General features: G+C 66.4%; 18 protein-coding genes. 6 read left to right on the forward strand and 12 right to left on the reverse strand.

All coding sequences use genetic code 11. From position 1 onward, the window contains the following. Nucleotides 1-467: 467 nt before the first annotated feature. Complete coding sequence (ggt, locus tag QXZ94_RS17360) at nucleotides 468-2054, reverse strand: gamma-glutamyltransferase (protein ID WP_315721424.1); 1587 nt, start codon at nucleotides 2052-2054, stop codon at nucleotides 468-470. 132 nt (nucleotides 2055-2186) lie between these two features. Between ggt and QXZ94_RS17365 the strand changes: the two genes are divergently transcribed. After that, entirely contained in the window at nucleotides 2187-2966 is a 780-nt protein-coding gene (locus tag QXZ94_RS17365) for a rhodanese-related sulfurtransferase (protein ID WP_315721425.1), read from the forward strand. Then, nucleotides 2953-3186 (forward strand): SlyX family protein, encoded by a 234-nt coding sequence (locus tag QXZ94_RS17370; protein ID WP_315721426.1) that lies wholly within the window; start codon nucleotides 2953-2955, stop codon nucleotides 3184-3186. Before QXZ94_RS17365 ends, QXZ94_RS17370 begins: the two co-directional genes overlap by 14 nt. Nucleotides 3187-3199: 13 nt before the next feature. Here the strand turns inward: QXZ94_RS17370 and QXZ94_RS17375 are convergent, their stop codons facing one another. Further along, entirely contained in the window at nucleotides 3200-5110 is a 1911-nt protein-coding gene (locus QXZ94_RS17375; protein ID WP_315721427.1) for a diguanylate cyclase, read from the reverse strand. Nucleotides 5111-5280: 170 nt separating this feature from the next. Next, nucleotides 5281-5523: a hypothetical protein gene (locus tag QXZ94_RS17380; protein WP_315721428.1), complete on the reverse strand. Its 243-nt coding sequence runs from the start codon at nucleotides 5521-5523 to the stop codon at nucleotides 5281-5283. Between the two features lie 199 nt (nucleotides 5524-5722). On the opposite strand from QXZ94_RS17380, the gene hemE reads away from it, so the two are divergent. Further along, on the forward strand, nucleotides 5723-6754 hold the full coding sequence (hemE, locus tag QXZ94_RS17385) for a uroporphyrinogen decarboxylase (protein WP_409998796.1): 1032 nt from the start codon (nucleotides 5723-5725) through the stop codon (nucleotides 6752-6754). A 4-nt stretch (nucleotides 6755-6758) separates the two neighbouring features. Here the strand turns inward: hemE and hemC are convergent, their stop codons facing one another. The 3 genes from hemC to QXZ94_RS17400 form a co-directional block, all read right to left on the reverse strand. After that, nucleotides 6759-7736, reverse strand: a complete 978-nt coding sequence (hemC, locus tag QXZ94_RS17390; RefSeq protein ID WP_315721430.1) for a hydroxymethylbilane synthase — start codon at nucleotides 7734-7736, stop codon at nucleotides 6759-6761. A gap of 15 nt (nucleotides 7737-7751) precedes the next feature. Next, on the reverse strand, nucleotides 7752-9377 hold the full coding sequence (locus QXZ94_RS17395) for a choline dehydrogenase (RefSeq protein ID WP_315721431.1): 1626 nt from the start codon (nucleotides 9375-9377) through the stop codon (nucleotides 7752-7754). Between the two features lie 93 nt (nucleotides 9378-9470). After that, nucleotides 9471-10658 carry an acetate/propionate family kinase gene (locus QXZ94_RS17400; RefSeq protein ID WP_315721432.1) on the reverse strand — a complete coding sequence of 396 codons (1188 nt, stop codon included), beginning with the start codon at nucleotides 10656-10658 and terminating at the stop codon, nucleotides 9471-9473. A gap of 159 nt (nucleotides 10659-10817) precedes the next feature. On the opposite strand from QXZ94_RS17400, the gene QXZ94_RS17405 reads away from it, so the two are divergent. Both QXZ94_RS17405 and QXZ94_RS17410 read left to right on the forward strand, forming a co-directional pair. Then, on the forward strand, nucleotides 10818-11852 hold the full coding sequence (locus QXZ94_RS17405) for a cobalamin-independent methionine synthase II family protein (protein ID WP_315726333.1): 1035 nt from the start codon (nucleotides 10818-10820) through the stop codon (nucleotides 11850-11852). A gap of 136 nt (nucleotides 11853-11988) precedes the next feature. Beyond that, the gene (locus QXZ94_RS17410; RefSeq protein WP_315721433.1) at nucleotides 11989-12642 is read left to right on the forward strand and encodes a hypothetical protein; all 654 of its coding nucleotides are present in this window, start codon (nucleotides 11989-11991) and stop codon (nucleotides 12640-12642) included. 12 nt (nucleotides 12643-12654) lie between these two features. Here QXZ94_RS17410 and QXZ94_RS17415 read toward each other — a convergent pair whose 3' ends face one another. The 5 genes from QXZ94_RS17415 to QXZ94_RS17435 all read right to left on the reverse strand — a co-directional run bounded on the left by QXZ94_RS17415 (nucleotide 12655) and on the right by QXZ94_RS17435 (nucleotide 16723). Further along, the gene (locus QXZ94_RS17415; protein ID WP_315721434.1) at nucleotides 12655-13635 is read right to left on the reverse strand and encodes a PDR/VanB family oxidoreductase; all 981 of its coding nucleotides are present in this window, start codon (nucleotides 13633-13635) and stop codon (nucleotides 12655-12657) included. Nucleotides 13636-13646: 11 nt separating this feature from the next. Beyond that, the gene (locus QXZ94_RS17420) at nucleotides 13647-14402 is read right to left on the reverse strand and encodes a GntR family transcriptional regulator (RefSeq protein ID WP_315721435.1); all 756 of its coding nucleotides are present in this window, start codon (nucleotides 14400-14402) and stop codon (nucleotides 13647-13649) included. A gap of 5 nt (nucleotides 14403-14407) precedes the next feature. Then, nucleotides 14408-15451, reverse strand: coding sequence for an aromatic ring-hydroxylating dioxygenase subunit alpha (locus QXZ94_RS17425; RefSeq protein WP_315721436.1), 1044 nt, complete (start codon nucleotides 15449-15451; stop codon nucleotides 14408-14410). A 303-nt stretch (nucleotides 15452-15754) separates the two neighbouring features. Continuing rightward, nucleotides 15755-16027 (reverse strand): hypothetical protein, encoded by a 273-nt coding sequence (locus tag QXZ94_RS17430; RefSeq protein WP_315721437.1) that lies wholly within the window; start codon nucleotides 16025-16027, stop codon nucleotides 15755-15757. Between the two features lie 87 nt (nucleotides 16028-16114). Then, nucleotides 16115-16723 carry a nuclear transport factor 2 family protein gene (locus QXZ94_RS17435; protein WP_315721438.1) on the reverse strand — a complete coding sequence of 203 codons (609 nt, stop codon included), beginning with the start codon at nucleotides 16721-16723 and terminating at the stop codon, nucleotides 16115-16117. 369 nt (nucleotides 16724-17092) lie between these two features. On the opposite strand from QXZ94_RS17435, the gene QXZ94_RS17440 reads away from it, so the two are divergent. Then, complete coding sequence (locus QXZ94_RS17440; protein WP_315721439.1) at nucleotides 17093-17437, forward strand: hypothetical protein; 345 nt, start codon at nucleotides 17093-17095, stop codon at nucleotides 17435-17437. 195 nt (nucleotides 17438-17632) lie between these two features. Here QXZ94_RS17440 and QXZ94_RS17445 read toward each other — a convergent pair whose 3' ends face one another. Continuing rightward, on the reverse strand, nucleotides 17633-18334 hold the full coding sequence (locus QXZ94_RS17445; RefSeq protein WP_315721440.1) for a peptidoglycan-binding domain-containing protein: 702 nt from the start codon (nucleotides 18332-18334) through the stop codon (nucleotides 17633-17635). Between the last annotated feature and the right edge of the window lie 89 nt (nucleotides 18335-18423).

Genomic DNA, 18423 nt, shown 5'->3' on the forward strand with positions numbered 1-18423 from the left:
TGCGTATAAGCGTGAAGACCGTCGCGCAGGGAATGCCGGTTGAACCGGCTTTGCCTGTGGTACCTGCCGCCTGCATTTTTTTCCGCAGGCGGGCCATGGGTGAGGCCTTCACCCGGCATTCCCTGCGCCCTCTGCATGTTTGCGAGGGACGAGCGATCGCAGACCTCGGGCGATATCGCCGCGAGAACGCGCTGCCACGTCCGTCACCTGCCCCAGCTGTTTGAGCCGTGAATCCATCCACTGTCGTCATCCCGGACAAGCCGTGACGCGCGAAGCGCGGCATGGCGCCGATCCGGGATCCATACGCCGCAGCAGACGTGATGGGCAAAATGCCAATGACCAGCCTGCCCCGAACCGCTCCCTGGGGGTATGGGTCCCGGCTCAAGGCCGGGACGACAGCAGAGGATGCGGACACAGCAATGCCTGCGCGCAGTGATGGTGAGGTCGTTCCTGAGAACGCGCCCGCCTCAATAGCCCAGCGCGCAGCCGTCCTTGCGCGGGTCGGAGCCGCCGGTGAGCGTGCCCTTGTCCCAGTCGATCCAGATCGCCTGGCCGCCGCCGAGCGGCGAGACCACCTTAGCCGTCTTGTGGCCGATCTTCTGCAGCCCCTCGACGACCTCGGCCGGGACGCCGTCCTCGAGCTGATAGACGCCCTCGTAGTGCAGGCCGCGCGCCATATCGATGGCTTCCTGCACGTCGCAGCCATAGTCGAGAATGTTGGTGAGCACGTGGGTCTGGCCCACGGGCTGATACTGGCCGCCCATGACGCCGAACGACATCTGGGCGCGACCGGACTTGGTGGCCAGCGCCGGGATGATGGTGTGCAGCGGCCGCTTGCCCGGACCGATGCAGTTCGGATGACCCGGCTGAATGCGGAAGCCGCCGGCGCGGTTCTGCAGGAGCACGCCGGTCTCGTTGGAGACGATCGCGGAGCCGAACGAGTGCGCGATCGAGTTGATGAAGGAGCAGACGTTGCGGTCGCGGTCGACGACCGTGATGTAGACCGTCTCGGGATTCATCGGCGGCGCGACGTTGGGCAGGTCGAGCAGCTTGTCGAGGCTGATCTGCGAGATGTACTCGTCGGCGAATTCCTTGGCGAGGATGCTGGCGACCTCGGTGGTCATGTGCGCGGGATCGCCGATATGCTGCTCGCGCATCATGTAGGCGATGCGCGCGGCCTCGGCCTCGAGATGGAAGCGCTCGATGCTGAGCGGCGCGATGCGCGTGAGGTCGAAGCGCGCGAGGATGTTGAGCATGACCAGCATGGTGATGCCCGGACCGTTCGGCGGGCACTGCCAGACGTCGTGGTCCTTGTAGGTGGTGCCGATCGGCGCGGTCACCTCGGTCTGGTGGTTGGCGAAATCCTCCAGCGTATGAAGACCGCCGATGCCGCGCAGGGTCTGCACCATGTCCTCGGCGACGGCGCCGGTGTAGAAGCCCTTCGGTCCGTCCTTAGCGATCACGCGCAGGGTCTGCGCCAGCTCCGGCTGGCGGATCACGTCGCCGGCCACCGCCGCCTTGCCGCCCGGCAGGAAGTGGCGCGCGGTGTTGGTGCCGTTCTTGAGCTTCTCGAACTGGTTATTCCAGTCGAAGGCGACGCGCGGCGCCACCACATAGCCGTCCTCGGCGGCGCGGATCGCCGGCTGCAGCAGCCGGTCGAGGCCGAGCCGGCCATGGTCGCGCAGGATACGGTCCCAGGCGTCGATCGCGCCGGGCACGGATACGGCATGGGCCGAGGTCAGCGGTACCGAATGGATCTTGCGCTCGAGATACCAGTCGACAGTGGCCGCCGCGGGCGCCCGGCCGGAGCCGTTATAGGCCATGATCCGGCCCTCGCCCTTGGGCTGCACCAAAGCGAAGCAGTCGCCGCCGATGCCGGTCGATTGCGGCTCGATCACCCCGAGCAGGGCGCAGGCCGCCACCGCCGCGTCCGCCGCGGTGCCGCCGGCGCGCAGCACCTCGATCCCGGCCAGCGCGGCTTGCGGGTGCGAGGTTGCGATCATGCCGTTCTGGGCGTGGACCGTGGACCTGCCGGGAAAGTGGAAGCTTCTCATCGTTGCTCGCTGCGTGATCTCGTGGTGGCCGTAATGCCAGTCCCGGCCAGCTACATGGCACATTCTTTCCAGCCTCGGCAATGGCCGGGGATACCAGCTTTTCTATGGTCAGGTCTGCTGGTAAACGGCCGCATGCCTCTGACCGTCGCCGCCTTCTATCAGTTCGTCGCCCTGCCGGATGTCCGCGATCTGCGACCGCCGCTCCAGGCCTTCTGCGCCGCGCGCGGTATCAAGGGCAGCATCCTCTTGGCCGAGGAGGGCATCAACGGGACGGTCGCCGGATCGGCCGAGGCGATCGCCGCGCTGGTCGACGAGCTTTGCCAGGGAACGCTGTTCGCTGGCCGCCTCGATCACCTCGAGCTGAAATATTCTCGCGCCGCTTCCATGCCGTTCCAGCGCTTGAAGGTCCGGCTGAAGCGGGAGATCGTGACGCTCGGCGATCCCGCCGCCGATCCGACCCGCCAGGTCGGGACCTATGTCAGTCCCGCGGATTGGAACGCGCTGATCGCCGCGCCCGACATGGTCGTGCTCGACACCAGAAACGCGTTCGAGGTGGCGATGGGGACGTTCGAAGGCGCGGTCGATCCCGGCCTGCGCAGCTTCGGGCAGTTCAAGGATTTCGTGGCCAGCTCGCTCGATCCGGCGCGGCACAGGCGGGTGGCGATGTTCTGCACCGGCGGCATCCGCTGCGAGAAGGCGAGCGCGCTGCTGCTGGCCCGCGGCTTTTCCGAAGTCTACCATCTCAAGGGCGGCATCCTCAAATATCTCGAGGAGGTTCCGGAGGCCGAGAGCCGCTGGCGTGGCGGCTGCTTCGTGTTCGACGAGCGGGTGGCGCTCGGTCACGGCCTGCGCGAGCTCGGCCACGCTGCCACCCCGACACACCCGGAGGGCGCGTGCCATGAGCAGCTCTGAGCAGCCGCAGTCGAGCCAGGAGCTCAGCGAGCGGATCGATGCGCTGGAGATGCGCCTGACGTTCCAGGACGACACGATCGAGACGCTGAACCAGACCATCACGGCGCAATGGCGCGAGATCGATGCGCTCAAGCGGCAGATCGCATTGCTGGTGGAGCGCCTGGCCGAGGCCCAGAGCACCGTCGAGGGGCCGCGCCATGAGCCGCCGCCGCACTACTGACGGCAGCGGCATCTCAGGCCGGAACGGTCGCCGGGGCCCTGCTCGACGGCAACTCGACGACCTCGCCGGCCATGACCATGCGGTCACGGCCGCCGTCCTTGGCAGCGTAGAGCGCGCGGTCGGCGGCTTCGATCAGCGAGGCCGGGCCGGCGGAGCGCTCGAAACCCGGACGGCAGACCGCGCCGCCGAGGCTGGCCGTCACGACGCCCCCAACGTTGTGCTCGTGGACGAGGCCGGCCGTATGCAGGGCGCGCCGGATGCGCTCGCCGAGTCGGGCGCATCCGGTGGCATCGGTGTTCGGCAGCAGGATGGCGAACTCCTCGCCGCCATAGCGGGCCACGAGGTCCGAGCTGCGCTGCGCCTCGTCGGCCAGGATGCCGGCGACGGTGTGCAGGCATTCGTCCCCCGCCGGATGGCCATAGGTGTCGTTGTAGGCCTTGAAGTGATCGATATCGATCATCAACAACGCCAGCGAAGTCCTTTCGCGGTAGGCCCTGCCCCATTCCTCCAACAGCCGCTCGTCGAAGCGGCGGCGGTTGGCGAGCCCGGTGAGGCCGTCCTCGATCGCGAGTGTCTCCAGCCGGCCTTGCAGCGTCTTCTGCTGCGTCACGTCGCGGGTCACCGCGACGAAGCCGTCGAGCTCGCCATCAGGACGGCGGGTGGCACGGATGGTGGCCTCGACCCAGATCTCCGATTTGTCACGCCGACGCATCCGGTAGGTCGCGCGCGCCTCGTCCGCGGCGCCCTTCCGGAGCTGATCGAGAATCTCCTGGAGTTGCGGACGATCGAGCGGGTTGACCCCCGAGATTGCGCGCTTGCCCAGGAGCTGCGACGGATGCCAGCCGAGAACGCGCGAGGTGGAGGGCGAGACGTAGCCGATGCACTCGTCGAGCTCGATTCGCGTCACGATGTCGCTGGAGCCTTCGGCAAGCAGCCGGAAGTTCTCCTCCTTGGCGGCCAGCGCCGAAGCGAGTTGCTGCCGCTGCAACAGCTGCTTCACCAGGAAAATGCCGATCGCGATCACGAGCGCGACCAGGGAGACCAGCACCGCGAGACGGACGAAGGCCTCGCGTCTCCACGAGGTCAGCACTTCGGCTTCCAAGCGCGTGGCAAGAACAAGGAAGGGGTAACGCTGCGCGTGCTGATAGAAGCCGATGCGCCCGGAAATCTCGCCGGAGCGGCGGAAGGACAAGATGCCAGATGCGGGATGATAGGGGATCGCCTCGTCGACCGGCCGACCGAGACTTTTCGGGTCCGGCTCGGAATTGTCCGCGAGCACGGCACCATCGCGGCTCATCAGACTGATCGTGCCGTGCGGCCCGACGTCGAACTGTCGGTAGTACTGAGCGAAATAGGCCACGTCGATGGTCGCCAGCACGACGCCGCCGAACCGGCCGTCGGCGTGATTCCAGCGCCGCGACAGGGTGATGACCCATTGCCCGCCGGACTTGCTCTGCACCGGACGGCCGATCAGCAGGGAGCGGTCAGCCGACGTGCGGTGATGAACGAAGTAGTCGCGATCCGAATTGTTGTAGTTGGTGAGCGTGACGTCCTCTGTCGTGGCGAGCCAGTCGCCGTTCTCGCCATAGGCGAAGACGCCGCGGATGCGGCCGAGGCCCGGTTTTCTCGACTTCAGGATCGTCTGCAGGCGAGTGATCGCGCCCGGCTTGCCGTCATCGGTCTCGAGCGCGGTGACGACGCCGCGCAGCAGCGAATCCGCAAGCTCGACGGTGTCCTCGACATGCTGGGTCAGCGAGCGCGCAAGATTGCCGAGATCAATCTCCGCATTGCGCATCTCCGCGTTCCGGGAGGTCCATTCGCTCCAGACACTGAAGGCAAGAATGGCGCCGCAGACGAGCGCGAGGACGCCTGCCGCCCACACTGGCAGGCGGCTTCGATCGACTCTGGTCGCAACAACGTCCATTCCGCGGGACTCTCCGGACGGCGGGAGAGTCCCATGGACATCTTATTTAACTCTGAAATGCGCCCCATCCGAAGCCGTTCGAAGCGAACCGTAAGACTACGGCAATCACCGTACAATTACGGAATTCTCGCATCCAACAAGCGCAGTTCGGCGCCGTCGCGCTTGTTAGTTCAGCGCGCGAACACCGATCGCACCTTGTCCCAAAGTGAGGGCTCCTGGTGCTCGCGCCCATTGGCGACGTCGTCCTTCATGCGCGTCGTCGACGGCTGCTGCAGGCTGACCGGATCGGATGCAGGGAACGTGTCCATCAGTCCCTTGTCGAGCTGCGTCTTGGCTTCGCGATCGAGGCGAACGGCCTCGCGCGGATCGACGGCGTGCTTGTCGTGCGGAGCGGGGTTGAATTTCTCGGCCATGATCGATCTCCCTGTCGGACGACAACGCGGCCGCGAAACGCGTGTTCCCCAATCACCAAGGCGTCCAGCTGCCGCAGTGGCCCCCGCACCCCGGCGCTGGCGGACCGATATGAGCTTGGCCGGAACCGCCCGGCCATGTATCACGGACGGTAAGCTGTTCCCCCGAGGTTGCGGAGCCCCGAGCGTGAGTGAGACTGCCGTGAACAAGCCTTTCATCGACGTGCTGGCCGGTCAGCGCAAAAGCGTACCTCCGATCTGGATGATGCGGCAGGCCGGCCGCTATCTGCCGGAGTATCGCGAGGTCCGTGCCAAGGCGGGCGGCTTCCTCGACCTCTGCTTCAACCCGGAGCTCGCGGCGGAGGTCACGCTGCAGCCGATCCGACGCTTCGGCTTCGATGCGGCGATCATCTTCTCCGACATTCTGGTGATTCCGCACGCTCTCGGCCGCAGCGTCCGCTTCGAGGTCGGCGAGGGACCGCGGCTCGATCCGCTCGATACGCCGGAGAAGATCGCGACGCTGCCAGGGCTGGCCGACCTTTCCAAGCTGGATGCGGTGTTCGAGGCCTTGCGCCGCGTTCGTGCGGAGCTGCCGCAAAGCACCGCGCTGATCGGATTTTGCGGCGCACCGTGGACGGTCGCGACCTACATGGTCGCCGGCCATGGCACGCCCGACCAGGCGCCGGCGCGGCTGCTCGCCTATCGTCATCCCGATGCCTTCCAGAAAATCATCGACGCGCTGGTGGACAGCTCGATCGCCTATCTCTTGAAGCAGCTCGAGGCCGGCGCCGACGCGCTGCAGATCTTCGACACCTGGGCCGGCGTGCTGTCCCCCCGCGAGTTCGCCCGCTGGTCGGTCGCACCGACCCGCCGCATCGTCGAGGGCGTGCGCAAGCTCAGGCCGGATGCCAAGATCATCGGCTTTCCGCGCGGCGCCGGCGCGCTGCTGCCGGGCTATGTCGCCGAGACCGGCGTCGATGCCGTCAGCATCGACTGGACCGCGGAGCCGGGCCTGGTGCGTGAGCGGGTGCAGAGCAAGGTCGCCGTGCAGGGTAATCTCGATCCACTGGCGCTGATCACCGGTGGGGCGGCGCTCGACCAAGCGGTCGACGACGTGCTGACGAGCTATTCAAGCGGCCGCCACATCTTCAATCTCGGCCACGGCATCACGCCGGAGACGCCGATCGCAAATGTCGAGCAGATGCTGGCGCGCGTGCGCGCCTACAAGGGATGACCGACTAACGGGGCCGGCTGCGCTCGATCAGCTCAGCCGCGCCATTGCCGAGCAGTTCGAGCCCGACCGCACGGCCGAGCTCGCGCGGACGATCAGCGGGGCCGCTGCGCTGCGCCTCGATGAAGCGGCCGCCGTCCTCGTCGAGCACCGAGGCGGTCAGCGTCATCTGCGCACCGTCGATGGTCGAAAAGCCGGCGATCGGCGAGTTGCAGTGGCCGTTCAGCACCCACAGCACCTCGCGCTCGGCATCGGCGCAAGCCCGCGCCGCCGCATCGTCAATGGTCGCCAGGATGCGGCGTGTCTCGAAGTCGGCCGCAGGGCATTCGACCGCGACGATGCCCTGCCCGGCGGCCGGCAGCATGTCGGCGACTGGAAATTCGTAGGAGGCGCGGTCGGCAAGGCCGACCCGCTCAAGCCCGGAGCGCGCCATGATCAGCGCATCCGCCGGTCCCACCGCACCGCCATCCGGCAGCCGCTGCAGCTCGCCATTGTCGAGCTTGCGGATGCGGGTGTCAGCGGCGCCGCGGAAATGGATCAGCTCGGCATGTGGAAACAGCCGCCGCGCATAGGCCGCCCGGCGCACAGCATTGGTGCCGATCTTGAAGCCCCGGCCGCCATCCTTGCGAAAGTCCTCCAGCGACAGCCCTTTGCGCAGCACCAGCACGTCACCCGGCGGATCACGCGACAGCAGCGCCGCAATCACTAGACCCGGCGTCTCCTCGTTGCCGGGCATGTCCTTCAGAGAGTGCATCGCCGCGTTCAGCTTGCCGTCCAGCATCGCCCGCCGGATCTCGGCGACGAACGCGCCGCCCTTGCCGCCATGGGTCAAGAGCTTGCTGGTCTGGTCGGAGTCGCCGGTCGTCTCGAACTTGACGATCTCGATGTCGAGCGACGGAATGGCGGCCTGCAGCCGGCGCGCGATCTCCTCCGTCTGCGCCAGGGCCATCGTGCTCTTGCGGGTGCCGATCCGGAAACGTGTCACGAACTCATTCCTGCGTCAGCGCGCGTCCTGCAAGATCATGTCGGAGGCCTTCTCCGCGATCATGATGACCGGCGCATTGGTGTTGCCCGAAACCAAGTCCGGCATGATCGAGGCATCGACGACGCGCAGGCCGTCGACGCCGCGCACGCGCAGGCGCTGATCGACCACGGCCAGCGCGTCCGTTCCCATCCGGCAGGTCGAGGTCGGATGATAGATCGTGCTGCCGGTCTGCCGGCAATAGGCCAGGATGTCGTCGTCGCTCACGATCTTGGACCCCGGATAGGCTTCATCCGAGACATACGGCTTCAGGGCGGGAGCCGCCAGAATTTTCCGCAGGATTCGGAGGCCGTCGACATTGGCGCGGCGATCGGTCTCGCTGGCGAGATAATTGATGCGGATTTCCGGCGGCACCGCCGGGTCGGCGCTCCTGATCCGCAGCGATCCCCGGCTTTCCGGCCGGAGCTGGCAGACCGAGGCGGTGAAGCCGGAGAAGGTGTGCAGCTTCTCGCCCATCTTGTCGGTCGAGAACGGGATGAAGTGGATCTGAATGTCGGGGCTTGCGAGCCGCGGATCGGTCTTGAAGAAGGCGCCGGCGGTACCGGCTGCGATCGTCAGCGGCCCCTTGCGGAAGGCCGCGTAGCGCGCACCGGCCAGCATCTTGCGCACGGGATGATTGACGATGTCGTTCAGCGTGATGCGCTGGCTGCAGCGCATGACGATGCGCACCTGCAGATGGTCCTGCAGATCACTCCCGACGCCGGGCGCATCGATCACGATGTCGATGCCATGCTGCTGCAACAGCTCGGCCGGGCCGACACCGGACAGTTGCAGCAGCTGCGGCGAATTATAGGCGCCGCTCGACACGAGGATCTCTTTGCGAGCGCGTGCTGTCCGCAGCCGGCCGCGCTGGCTGAAGGTCACGCCGCATGCCCTCCGTCCTTCAAACAGGATACGCTGGGCCAACGCGTCCGTCTCCACATGGAGATTGCTGCGGCCGAGCGCCGGCCGGAGATAAGAGACGGCGCTGCTGGCGCGGCGGCCGCGCCTTGTCGTGGTCTGGAAGAAGCCCGCGCCCTCCTGGGTCGCACCGTTGAAGTCGGCATTGAACGGCAGACCGGTTTCGACCGCCGCCTTCACGAAGGCCTCCGACAAGGGATCCTCGTGCCGCCAATCGGAGACCGGCAGCGGGCCGCCGACGCCGTGAAAATCATCGCCGCCACGCGATTGATTTTCCGCGCGCTTGAAATAGGGCAGCACGTCGTCATAGCCCCAGCCGACATTGCCGCGCTGCCGCCAGCGATCATAGTCCTCGTGCTGGCCGCGGACATAGAGCAGGCCGTTGATCGAGCTGGAGCCGCCGAGCACCTTGCCGCGCGGCTGGAACACCGATCGACCGTCGAGCCCAGGCTCCGGCTCGGTCTGGTACATCCAGTTGACGGTCTTTTCCTTGAACAGCTTGCCGTAGCCGAGCGGGACGTGAATCCAGATATTGGTATCCTTCGGACCCGCTTCCAGCAGCAGCACCTTGTGCCTGCCATCGCTGCTGAGCCGGTTGGCGAGAACACAGCCGGCCGAGCCGGCACCGACCACGACGTAGTCGAACTCCAGGTCCGCGTCACGCAACGCCACGCTGCCTTCCATCGCTTCCCCACCCGGCTCTCTTGTTCTTTCATCCTGGAGATACCAAAAATCCAGGACATGCAAGCGGCAAATCCGCAGGTCAGGCCGGCCCCGTCAGCCGCTGCGGCGCTCGGCGAGCAACCCCGCCGCATGCCGTGCCATCATCATCTCCTCATTGGTGTTGATCACGAACGCGCGGATGCGCGAGCGATCCGAGGAGATCACGGTTTCGCCCGCGCGATTCCTGCCCTCGGCCAGCTCGATCCCGAGCCATTCGAAGTTCTGGCAGATGCGTGCCCGGATCCGCCATGCGTGCTCGCCGATGCCGCCACAGAACACGATCGTGTCGAGGCCGGAGAGGACCGCAGCCATTGCGCCAAGCTCGCGCCTGATGCGATCGACGAAATAGTCGATCGCCTGAAGCGCCTCGGGCGTTCCGGCCGTCTCCAGCTCGCGCATGTCCTGAGACAGTCCGGACAAGCCCTTGAGACCCGAATGATGGTAGAGCAGATCGGCGACCGCCTCGGCCGTCATCCGCTGCTCCTGAAGCAGGTAGAGCACGACGCCCGGATCCAGCTGCCCGCAGCGCGTGCCCATCGGCAGGCCGTCCAGCGCGGTGAAGCCCATCGACGAGCCGATGCTCCGTCCGTCGCGGATGGCACACATCGACGCGCCATTGCCGAGATGCATCACGACCACCCGGCCCTTCTCGTCCTGCGGCGCGATCTCCTTCAACCGCGACACCACGTACTCGTAGGACAGGCCGTGAAAGCCGTAACGCCGGATGCCTTGATCGTAGAAATCGCGCGGCAACGCATAGGTATCGTTCACCCAGGGGTGGGCGCGATGGAACGCGGTGTCGAAGCAACCGACCTGCAGCGCATCGGGAAATGCACGCTGCGCGGCTCGCACGGCGGAGAGATTATGAGGCTGATGCAGCGGCGCCAGCGGGGCGAGCGTCTCCAGCCGTTGCAGGACATCGTTCTCGATGACGACTGGTCCGGCAAATGCAAGGCCGCCGTGGACGATGCGATGCCCGACCGCGTCGACCGAGGTACGACCGACGGCGCGCTGCAAGACGTCGAGCACGCGACCGAGAGCCGCCTCATGATCGGCAGCGTCGACGGCATCGATCCGTTCGTCGACGACCATGCGGTCATTCGACTTCGCAGTCAGCTTCGCCGCCGCGCTGCCCAGTCCCTCGATCTGGCCGCGCAGAATTTCGACCAGCTCGGCATCTTGCTCGAACAATGCAAACTTGATCGAGGACGAGCCCGCATTGAGGGTCAGGACGTGTCGCATTCGTCACCCCGCCTGGTCTCTCGGCAGCCGCCGCCAGCTGTCAAACTGCAGAAAATACGACCCATTTTCATGACGATCCAAAGACAAACAAAACGCTAGGTTGCATCATCATGGCCCGATGCTCGCTCGACGAGACTTAGGAGGACCATTGCGGTGACCATGCCTCGACATCTCCTGCCGACCACCGTGGTCGGAAGCTACCCGCAGCCGGACTGGCTGGTCGATCGCGCCATGCTCTCCAAATCCGTTCCCCGCATTCGGTTGCAGGGCATGTGGCGGATTCAGCGGCCGCTGCTCGACGAGGCGCAGGACGACGCCACGATCGTCGCGATCCATGACATGGAGCAGGCCGGGATCGACATCGTGTCGGACGGCGAGATCCGCCGCGAGAGCTATTCCAACCGCTTCGCCACCGCGCTCGACGGCATCGATGCCGACAATCCCGCAATCATCATCTCGCCCTCCGGAATCAAGACGCCGGTGCCGCGCGTTGTCGGCCCAATCCGGCGGAAATATCCGGTCGAGCTGCGCGACATGGAGTTTCTCCGCCGCAGCACCGCCCGCGCCGCCAAGATCACTCTGCCCGGACCGTTCACTTTGAGCCAGCAGGCGCAGGACGATTTCTACCGCGACGACGAGGCGCTCGCGATGGCCTTTGCCGAAGTCGTCAATGCCGAGGCCCGCGATCTGCAGCGGGCTGGTGCCGACGTCATCCAGCTCGACGAGCCGTGGGTGCGCAACAACCCGCAGGCGGCGCGGCGCTACGCCGTGAAGGCGATCAACCGCGCGCTGGATCAGATCACGGTGCCGACCATCGTTCATGTCTGCTTCGGCTATGCCGCCATCGTGCCGGGCTCGAGCAAGCCGAGCGGATACGCCTTTCTGCCCGAGCTGGCCGACTGCTGCGCAACGCAGATCGCGATCGAGGCGGCGCAGCCGCGGCTCGACCTTGGCGTTCTCAAGGATCTCTCGGCCAAAACCATCGTGCTCGGCGTGCTCGATCTTGGCGATCCCGAGGTCGAGCCGGTGGCGGTGGTCACCGAGCGCATCCGCAACGGACTCAAGGTCGTGGCCCCGGAGCGGCTCGTCGTGGCGCCGGACTGCGGCATGAAGTATCTGCCGCGTGCCACCGCCTTCGGTAAATTGAAGGCGATGAGCGCCGCGGCGGCGCGGGTGCGCGAGGAGCTCGCCTGACGCCAATGTGGCAGACGCGGCGCATGTCGGGCAGCGCCGTCCACGGCGGCGCCACCCTGCGACCCCATTGCCGGAATAAGGCAGGCGACGAATGCCCCGGGTCGGCTGCGCCGATCTTGTCGGAATGGAGGCTCCGATGGCCGTCTGCATCACGTCGAGACATGTCGCCGGTGCGATCGCCCTGCTCGGCTGGGCGTGCAGCGGGACTGCAAGCGCCGATCCGATTGACGACGTCATGGGCGGGCTGCTGCGCGACGCGCGCAGCTCGTTCGCACGCATGGTGCCGCTCGAGCTCGTGCCGACGATGCCGTCGTTGCAGCCTCCTCCGATCCAGCAACCCGGCCCGCCGCCCGTTGCCGTGCAGCAGCCGCCAACGCCCGCTCCGCAGGCGGCGAGCAAGCCGCCGCCTGTCCCCGAGCGGACGTCAAGGACACGTCCTGCACCGCCCAGTCCTGCCGCCGCGGCGTTCGCCGCCGCCGATGCCGCAGAGACCATCGCCGACGCCAATCTCGACGCCGCGCTGGCGGCCAACGAGAAGGCGGTCGCCGAGCGCAACGCGGCCGACGCGCTGGCGAAGGCCAATCCCACGCCCGCCAACATCGCTGCGGCGAAGGCGGCTGCCGAGGCTGCCCACGTCGCCGAGGCGAATCTCACCGACGCGCTGCTCACCGACAAGGATACCGATGCGCGCCTCAAGGCGGCGCGCGAGGCGCTTGCCGCGGAACAGGCCGGCCGGAAGCAGACCGCCCGGCCACAGCCCGCAATGCCGGTCAGCCTGACCGACAAATAGCCCGCCGAAAGCTCACAGCGCGTCGGCGCGCTCCAGCGTATCGATCGTCACCACGCCATGGGCGCGCGAGACGCAGGCGCACAGCTTGCGGCTCTCGTGCTTCTGCTCGGCGCTGAAGAACACGTCGCGATGATCGATCTCGCCCTCGACCTCGACCACGTCGACGGCGCAGACGCCGCACTCGCCGCGCCGGCAATCCGCCATGACCTCGTGGCCGGCGGCGTTCAGCACATCCAGCATCGAGCGGTCACGCGGCACGACGATCTCCTCGCCGCTATCGCGCAGGCGAACCTTGAACGGCTCGGTCGACAGCCGCCCTGATGATCCGAACGTCTCGTAGCTGAGATCGGCGGGCTGACGGCCGCATGCCGCCCAGGCGCTGCGTGCCGCATCCAGCATTCGCATCGGCCCGCAGAACAGCACCGCGGCGCCGGCCGGCAGGCCCGCAAACAGGCTGGCCAGATCCAGCCGCTGCGACTGGTCGGCCGCATAGACGGCAAGCCTGTCGCCGAGCAAGGAAGAGAGCTCCTCGACATAGGCGGCGTCGGCCTGCGATCTCACCGCGTAGTGCAGCGACACGTTCGGCGTCTTGCGGACAAGCGCCTGCGCCGCGCCGACCATCGGCGTGATGCCGATGCCACCGGCGACGAGACAATAATGCGGCCGCTGCCAGTCGACCTGGAGCAGCGAGGTGGGGCTCGTCACCTCCCGCCGCGCGCCCTGCTGCAGCGACCACAGATAACGCGAGCCGCCGCGGGAATCCTCGGCAAAGCGCACCGCGATCCGGTAGCCCCGCGGATCGGCCTCGCCGACCAGCGAATAGGAGCGCACATCCGGCTGGCCGCCGACGAGGACGCTGACCTTGATGTGGCTGCCGACCGGATAGGGTGCGCAGACGTAGTCGTCGGGCCGCAGGATGAACTCGCGAATGCTGGCCGCGAGGTCCCGCGTCGAGACCAGCGTTGCCGGCGACCAATTGTCCTGGAAGCGCATGATCGTCTCCGTCAGCTCGGGTTCGATGCCTTGATCAGAACGGCGGCCGGCACGAGATCCATCGGACCGCGGGCCTTGACCGCCAGCCGCAGATTGCGGGCGGCGAGACGGGCGTGCTCGCGCATGATGGCCTCGGCACGCGCGCCCTCGCGATTCTCGATCGCGTCGATGACGATGCGATGATGCTCCTGCGCGACCACCAGGATGTGACGCGCTTCCGGCAACGCCGACTGCGCCATCACGAAGCCGCTCGGCGAGGCGAACGGCAGCGCGCTGGCACGATCGACCTGGCGGATCACCGGAGGGCTGCGCGACAGCTCGGCCAGCAGCGCATGAAAACGCGCATTGAGCGCGACATAGGCGGAGAACGCATCGAAGGAGATCTCCTGCGGCGCGATCAGCTCGTCGATCTGGGCGAGGCACTCGCGCATCGGCTCGGTGTCGCGCACGGACACGCCGCGCTCGGCGGCCAGCCGCGCGGCGAGGCCTTCCATCGTGCCGCGGACCTCGATCGAATCGAGGACGTCACGCTCGGAGAACGATTTGACCATGAAGCCGCCGGATGGAATGGCCTCGAGCAGCCCCTCCTCCTCCAGCCGAACCAGGGCCATCCGCACCGGCGTGCGCGAAACGCCGGCGGCTTCGACCGCCTGCAGCTCCGAGATCCGTTCGCCAGGCCGCAAGCCGCCGGTCAGGATCAGGTCGCGCAGCGTGAGCTGCGCCCGGACGGTCTGCGAGATCGAGCGCTCGTTCTCACGCTCTGCCATTCCATTCACTCCGCGGCTTCGCGCAATGGAGTCTCACGTGCGATCATCCGGTCGATGATCCGCCGCGCCCACATTGCGCCTGCATCGATGTTGAGATTGTAGAACACGCGGCCCGGGTTCTCGTCCATCGCGCGCTGCTGCGCTTCAAGAATCAGCTCGTCCTCTCGGAAGATGCCCGACACGCCTTCGCGGATCTCGGTGGTCAGGCGCTGCTCGGCGAGCTGGTAGTTGCGCGCGAAGGCCCAGAAATAGTGACATGTCTTGTCGGTCTCCGGCGTGATGGTGTTGAGCACCATGCCGTTGACGCCCTGCGAGCGGTCGCCCTCCGGCGCGCCCGTCCCGGCCGGCGCGACGCCAACATCGATGGTCACCGTGCACGGCGCCTCGAAGCGGATGATCTGCCAGCGATCGACCAGGCCGGGCTTGCCGAGCTGCTTGGCCCAGAACGGCGGCGGCTCGATGCCGCGCATCCAGCGCGTCACGGTCGCGGTGCGTTCGCCATGGGTGACGTCGAACGGCGCTTCCGCCACGGCGTCGTTGCCGATCGACGAGCCGTGCACGAAGGTCTCGTGCGTCAGGTCCATCAGGTTGTCGACCACCAGACGATAGTCGCATTTGACCTGAATGGTCTTGCCGTCGCCGGCCCATGCCGGATCGTGATTCCAATGCATGTCGGGGATGTCAGCGGGATCGGCGAGCGCCGGATCGCCCATCCACAGCCAGACGAAGCGATGGCGCTCGACGGCCGGATAGGCGCGCACGCAGGCCGAAGGATTGATCGTCTCCTGCGACGGCATGAAGGTGCAGCGCCCCTGCGGGCTGAACTTCAGTCCGTGATAGCCGCAGACGACGGTATCGCCTTCGAGCCGGCCCTTCGACAGCGGCACCAGCCGATGCCAGCACGCATCCTCGAGCGCGGCGATGGAGCCATCCGCCTTGCGGTACATCACGACGTGCTTGCCGCAGATCGTCCGCGGCAGCAGCGCTTGCTTCACCTCGGCGTCCCAGGCGGCGGCGTACCAGGCATTCATGGGGAAGGAAGCGACCATGGGCGTGTCCTCTGCTGGTATTTTAGTATACTCTCTGCAGATCATTGTATACAGCGAGCGCCCGTATCTGACAAGAACACACGTTAATTTACCGTTTTGCGCTCATTTTGGTATACACACCCCATCTGGCATACCAGCATGGAACATCTCCTCGGCCGTTCCCAGTCGAAAAACTGATGGACACCCATCATTTCGGCCTGCTCATCCGCGTCCCAGGGACGAGCGTCCAGTTGCCATCCCGGCGGAGCAACTCGGCGTCCTGGTCGTAAGCGCCTTTGTCGGTGCTCACCTCGGCGCGCAGCCTCAGCCGGTCATCGGCGTCCCGCCCCGCCACCTCCCGTTTTCGTTTTGCTTGGCCTTGTAACGGAACTCGAGCTTCGGCGGATCAGACTCATCGATCTTGCGCGCGAACAGCCCCTTCAGACGCGTGCGGCAGGCGGCATCCTCGACGGCGTCCTTGATCGTGCATTCGACTGGCGCCGTATCGGCGCCGGCAGTCGATGGGGCTTGCGCGAATGACGAAGGGCGGGAGGAAAGAACACCAAGACACGCCACCGTCACCATCGTCTTCGACATGCAGGCCCCCTTCACCACCCGCCGCCCAGGCGCCACGGCCCCGGCTGAACCGCATCCGTCGCGGCGAGGTGATGAGCGGTTCAATGCTCACAGCGGAGCACCCTCCAGCCATGCCGCGCCGCGCGCATACAGCGCCTCGACCTCCGGTCCCTTCAATCCCGGCATGTCGCGCTTGACCGTGTAGCCGATGCGGGTCTGCAAATAAGCAAGATGGCGATAGCCGACCGGAAACTGCTCCAGCAGCGCGCGATCGAGCGCCGGCACCGCGCCTGGAGTGACCGGGTCCATGCGGTCCTTCTCGTAGATCGGCTGGCGCAGCACGATGCCCCATCTCCCCGCACGCTTTTCGAGAAAGTCGTAGAAGCGGCCGGTGCAGAGCACGTCGCACGCGACGCCCTCGACCTCGGCGCGCTGCGAGATCGTCATCTTGGTCTGCGCAATCGCGCGGGCTCCTGCGAGATCGACCGAGATGCCGCCGAGGAAGTGCAGGATGTTGACGCCCTTCGCCCAGGCCGCCTTGCTGATCTCGATGAACTCGTCGCCGGTGCCCTGCGTCCAGGTCGCCATCATCCGCCCGTCCGGGTGCCACACGGTGCGAAAGCGCTCCCAATCGCCCGCATCGCGCCAGATCGCCCAGTTCTGCAGCAGCTCACGAATCTGGCGGTCGTCTTCGATCTCGGCGGCGGTCTTGGTCATGACGGTTTCCTCTGCAAGTTGTCGCTGCTGGATACGGGATCGCGGACGTACTGCAAAGTCACGGCTGCTCATAGCTGCCCGGACCACGCGTCAAATTCAGTGTCGTCCCGGCCTCGAGCCGGGATCCATACGCCGCGCCGGATGTGGCCGGGTGAGATTTGTCCACTCGCGTGCCTCAAACAACTTTCTGGGGTTATGGGTCCCGGCTCAAGGCCGGGACGACAGCGGAGAGCGTGGCTCACAGTTTCCATTTCACCGCTGTCAGGCGAGCACTCGCCTTCTCGCGGCACGGGGTGCCCGAGTGATGCATCGTCATGTCCCTCCTGATCACGAGAGGGCGCGGAGAAGGCCGGACCTCGGCTGAGGCCCGTGGCCCGCCTGCAGAAAGAAAAGCAGGCGGCAGTCACCACGAGTACAGCCAGACAGACCCGGCCTTCCCCGCGCGATGGTTTTACGGTGTCCTTCGTGCTCTCCCTGGGGATCGGCTCTCTTGCCCCCATCGCCCGCGCGTGCCGTCACAGCAACGACCGCGAGCTTGACCTCAGCGTCGAGAGGCCAGGACCACACGACTTCGCCGTCCGCAACGGCTCGCGCTCGTCTGGCACGGCCGTCACGTCCATCGCCGCCCACCTCCACGTTCGTGACGACGCGTACGTCCCTCTGCACGAGGCGGGTTGCGCAGAGAAAAACATGATTTCTGAAAAAACGCAATAGAAAAGTTGCGCGAGCGACAACGAACCAGAGGAGCCGACCCGCACCGATGGCGGTGCACGACGGCTCCTCCTGATCGAGATCACCCGGGCGCGCTGCGGCTCCAGGGAGAACGGGACGCCCGACACGTTCCGAGCGCGACGCCCGGTCCTGACCAGCCGATGGGTGCAAGGCGCCGCACGCGCGGTCGTCGCGTGCTTACAGCTCGATCTTCAGTCGCTTGGCGGTCTGCGGACCAACCTGGCCATCGACGATGAGGCCCTTGGTCGCCTGGAAGGCCGCGACGGCGGCCACGGTGAGATCGTTGTACTCGCCATTGATCGGACCCGGATTGAAGCCGAGATCGCGCAGGGCGCGCTGGATGTCCTTGATGACGGAGGCCTTCATGTTGGGCCGGCCGATCGCATAGAGCTTGGTCGGCTCCTCCAGCTCGAGCTCCTCTCCCGCTTCGCCATAGGTGAAGTTCGGCAGCAGGACGCCCGTATCCCAGTGGCGGCCGGAGACCTTGCCCGCGCGGACGCCATAGGCCGTGCCCATGGCCTCGACGGTGCCGCCCTTGCCGTCGCACACCACGATGTGCCCCATCATGCCTGGACCGGGCGGATAGCGAAGCAGGATGGCGCCGACGGTCGACGCGGCCTGCTGCCACGGAATGCGTCTGCCAAGCCGTTCCGAATCCGTCTTCCAGGCGCCGGTGTAGGCCTCGACCGTCGCGGGATTGGCCTTGTCATCGACGCAGCCGTAGAGAAATCCCCCGATCTGATAGACCAGCCACGACATGAACTCGGCGCAGTCCCATGGACCATGCCAGTTCTTGTTGTTCTTCGGCACGCATACATTGACGTATTTCTCGCCGATGCGCGTCTTCGCCAATTGCAGCATCTTCTCGCCGTCGGTCATCGACATCCCTCCTGCCTCTGAAAACTGCGTCATGAAAGCTGCGCACGGTCGCGCCGAGACGCGACAGCGGCCACGAAAAGAAATGCGAC

This window comes from Bradyrhizobium sp. SZCCHNS2022, assembly GCF_032377575.1.
In the GTDB taxonomy this organism is placed as follows: Bacteria; Pseudomonadota; Alphaproteobacteria; order Rhizobiales; family Xanthobacteraceae; genus Bradyrhizobium; species Bradyrhizobium aeschynomenes.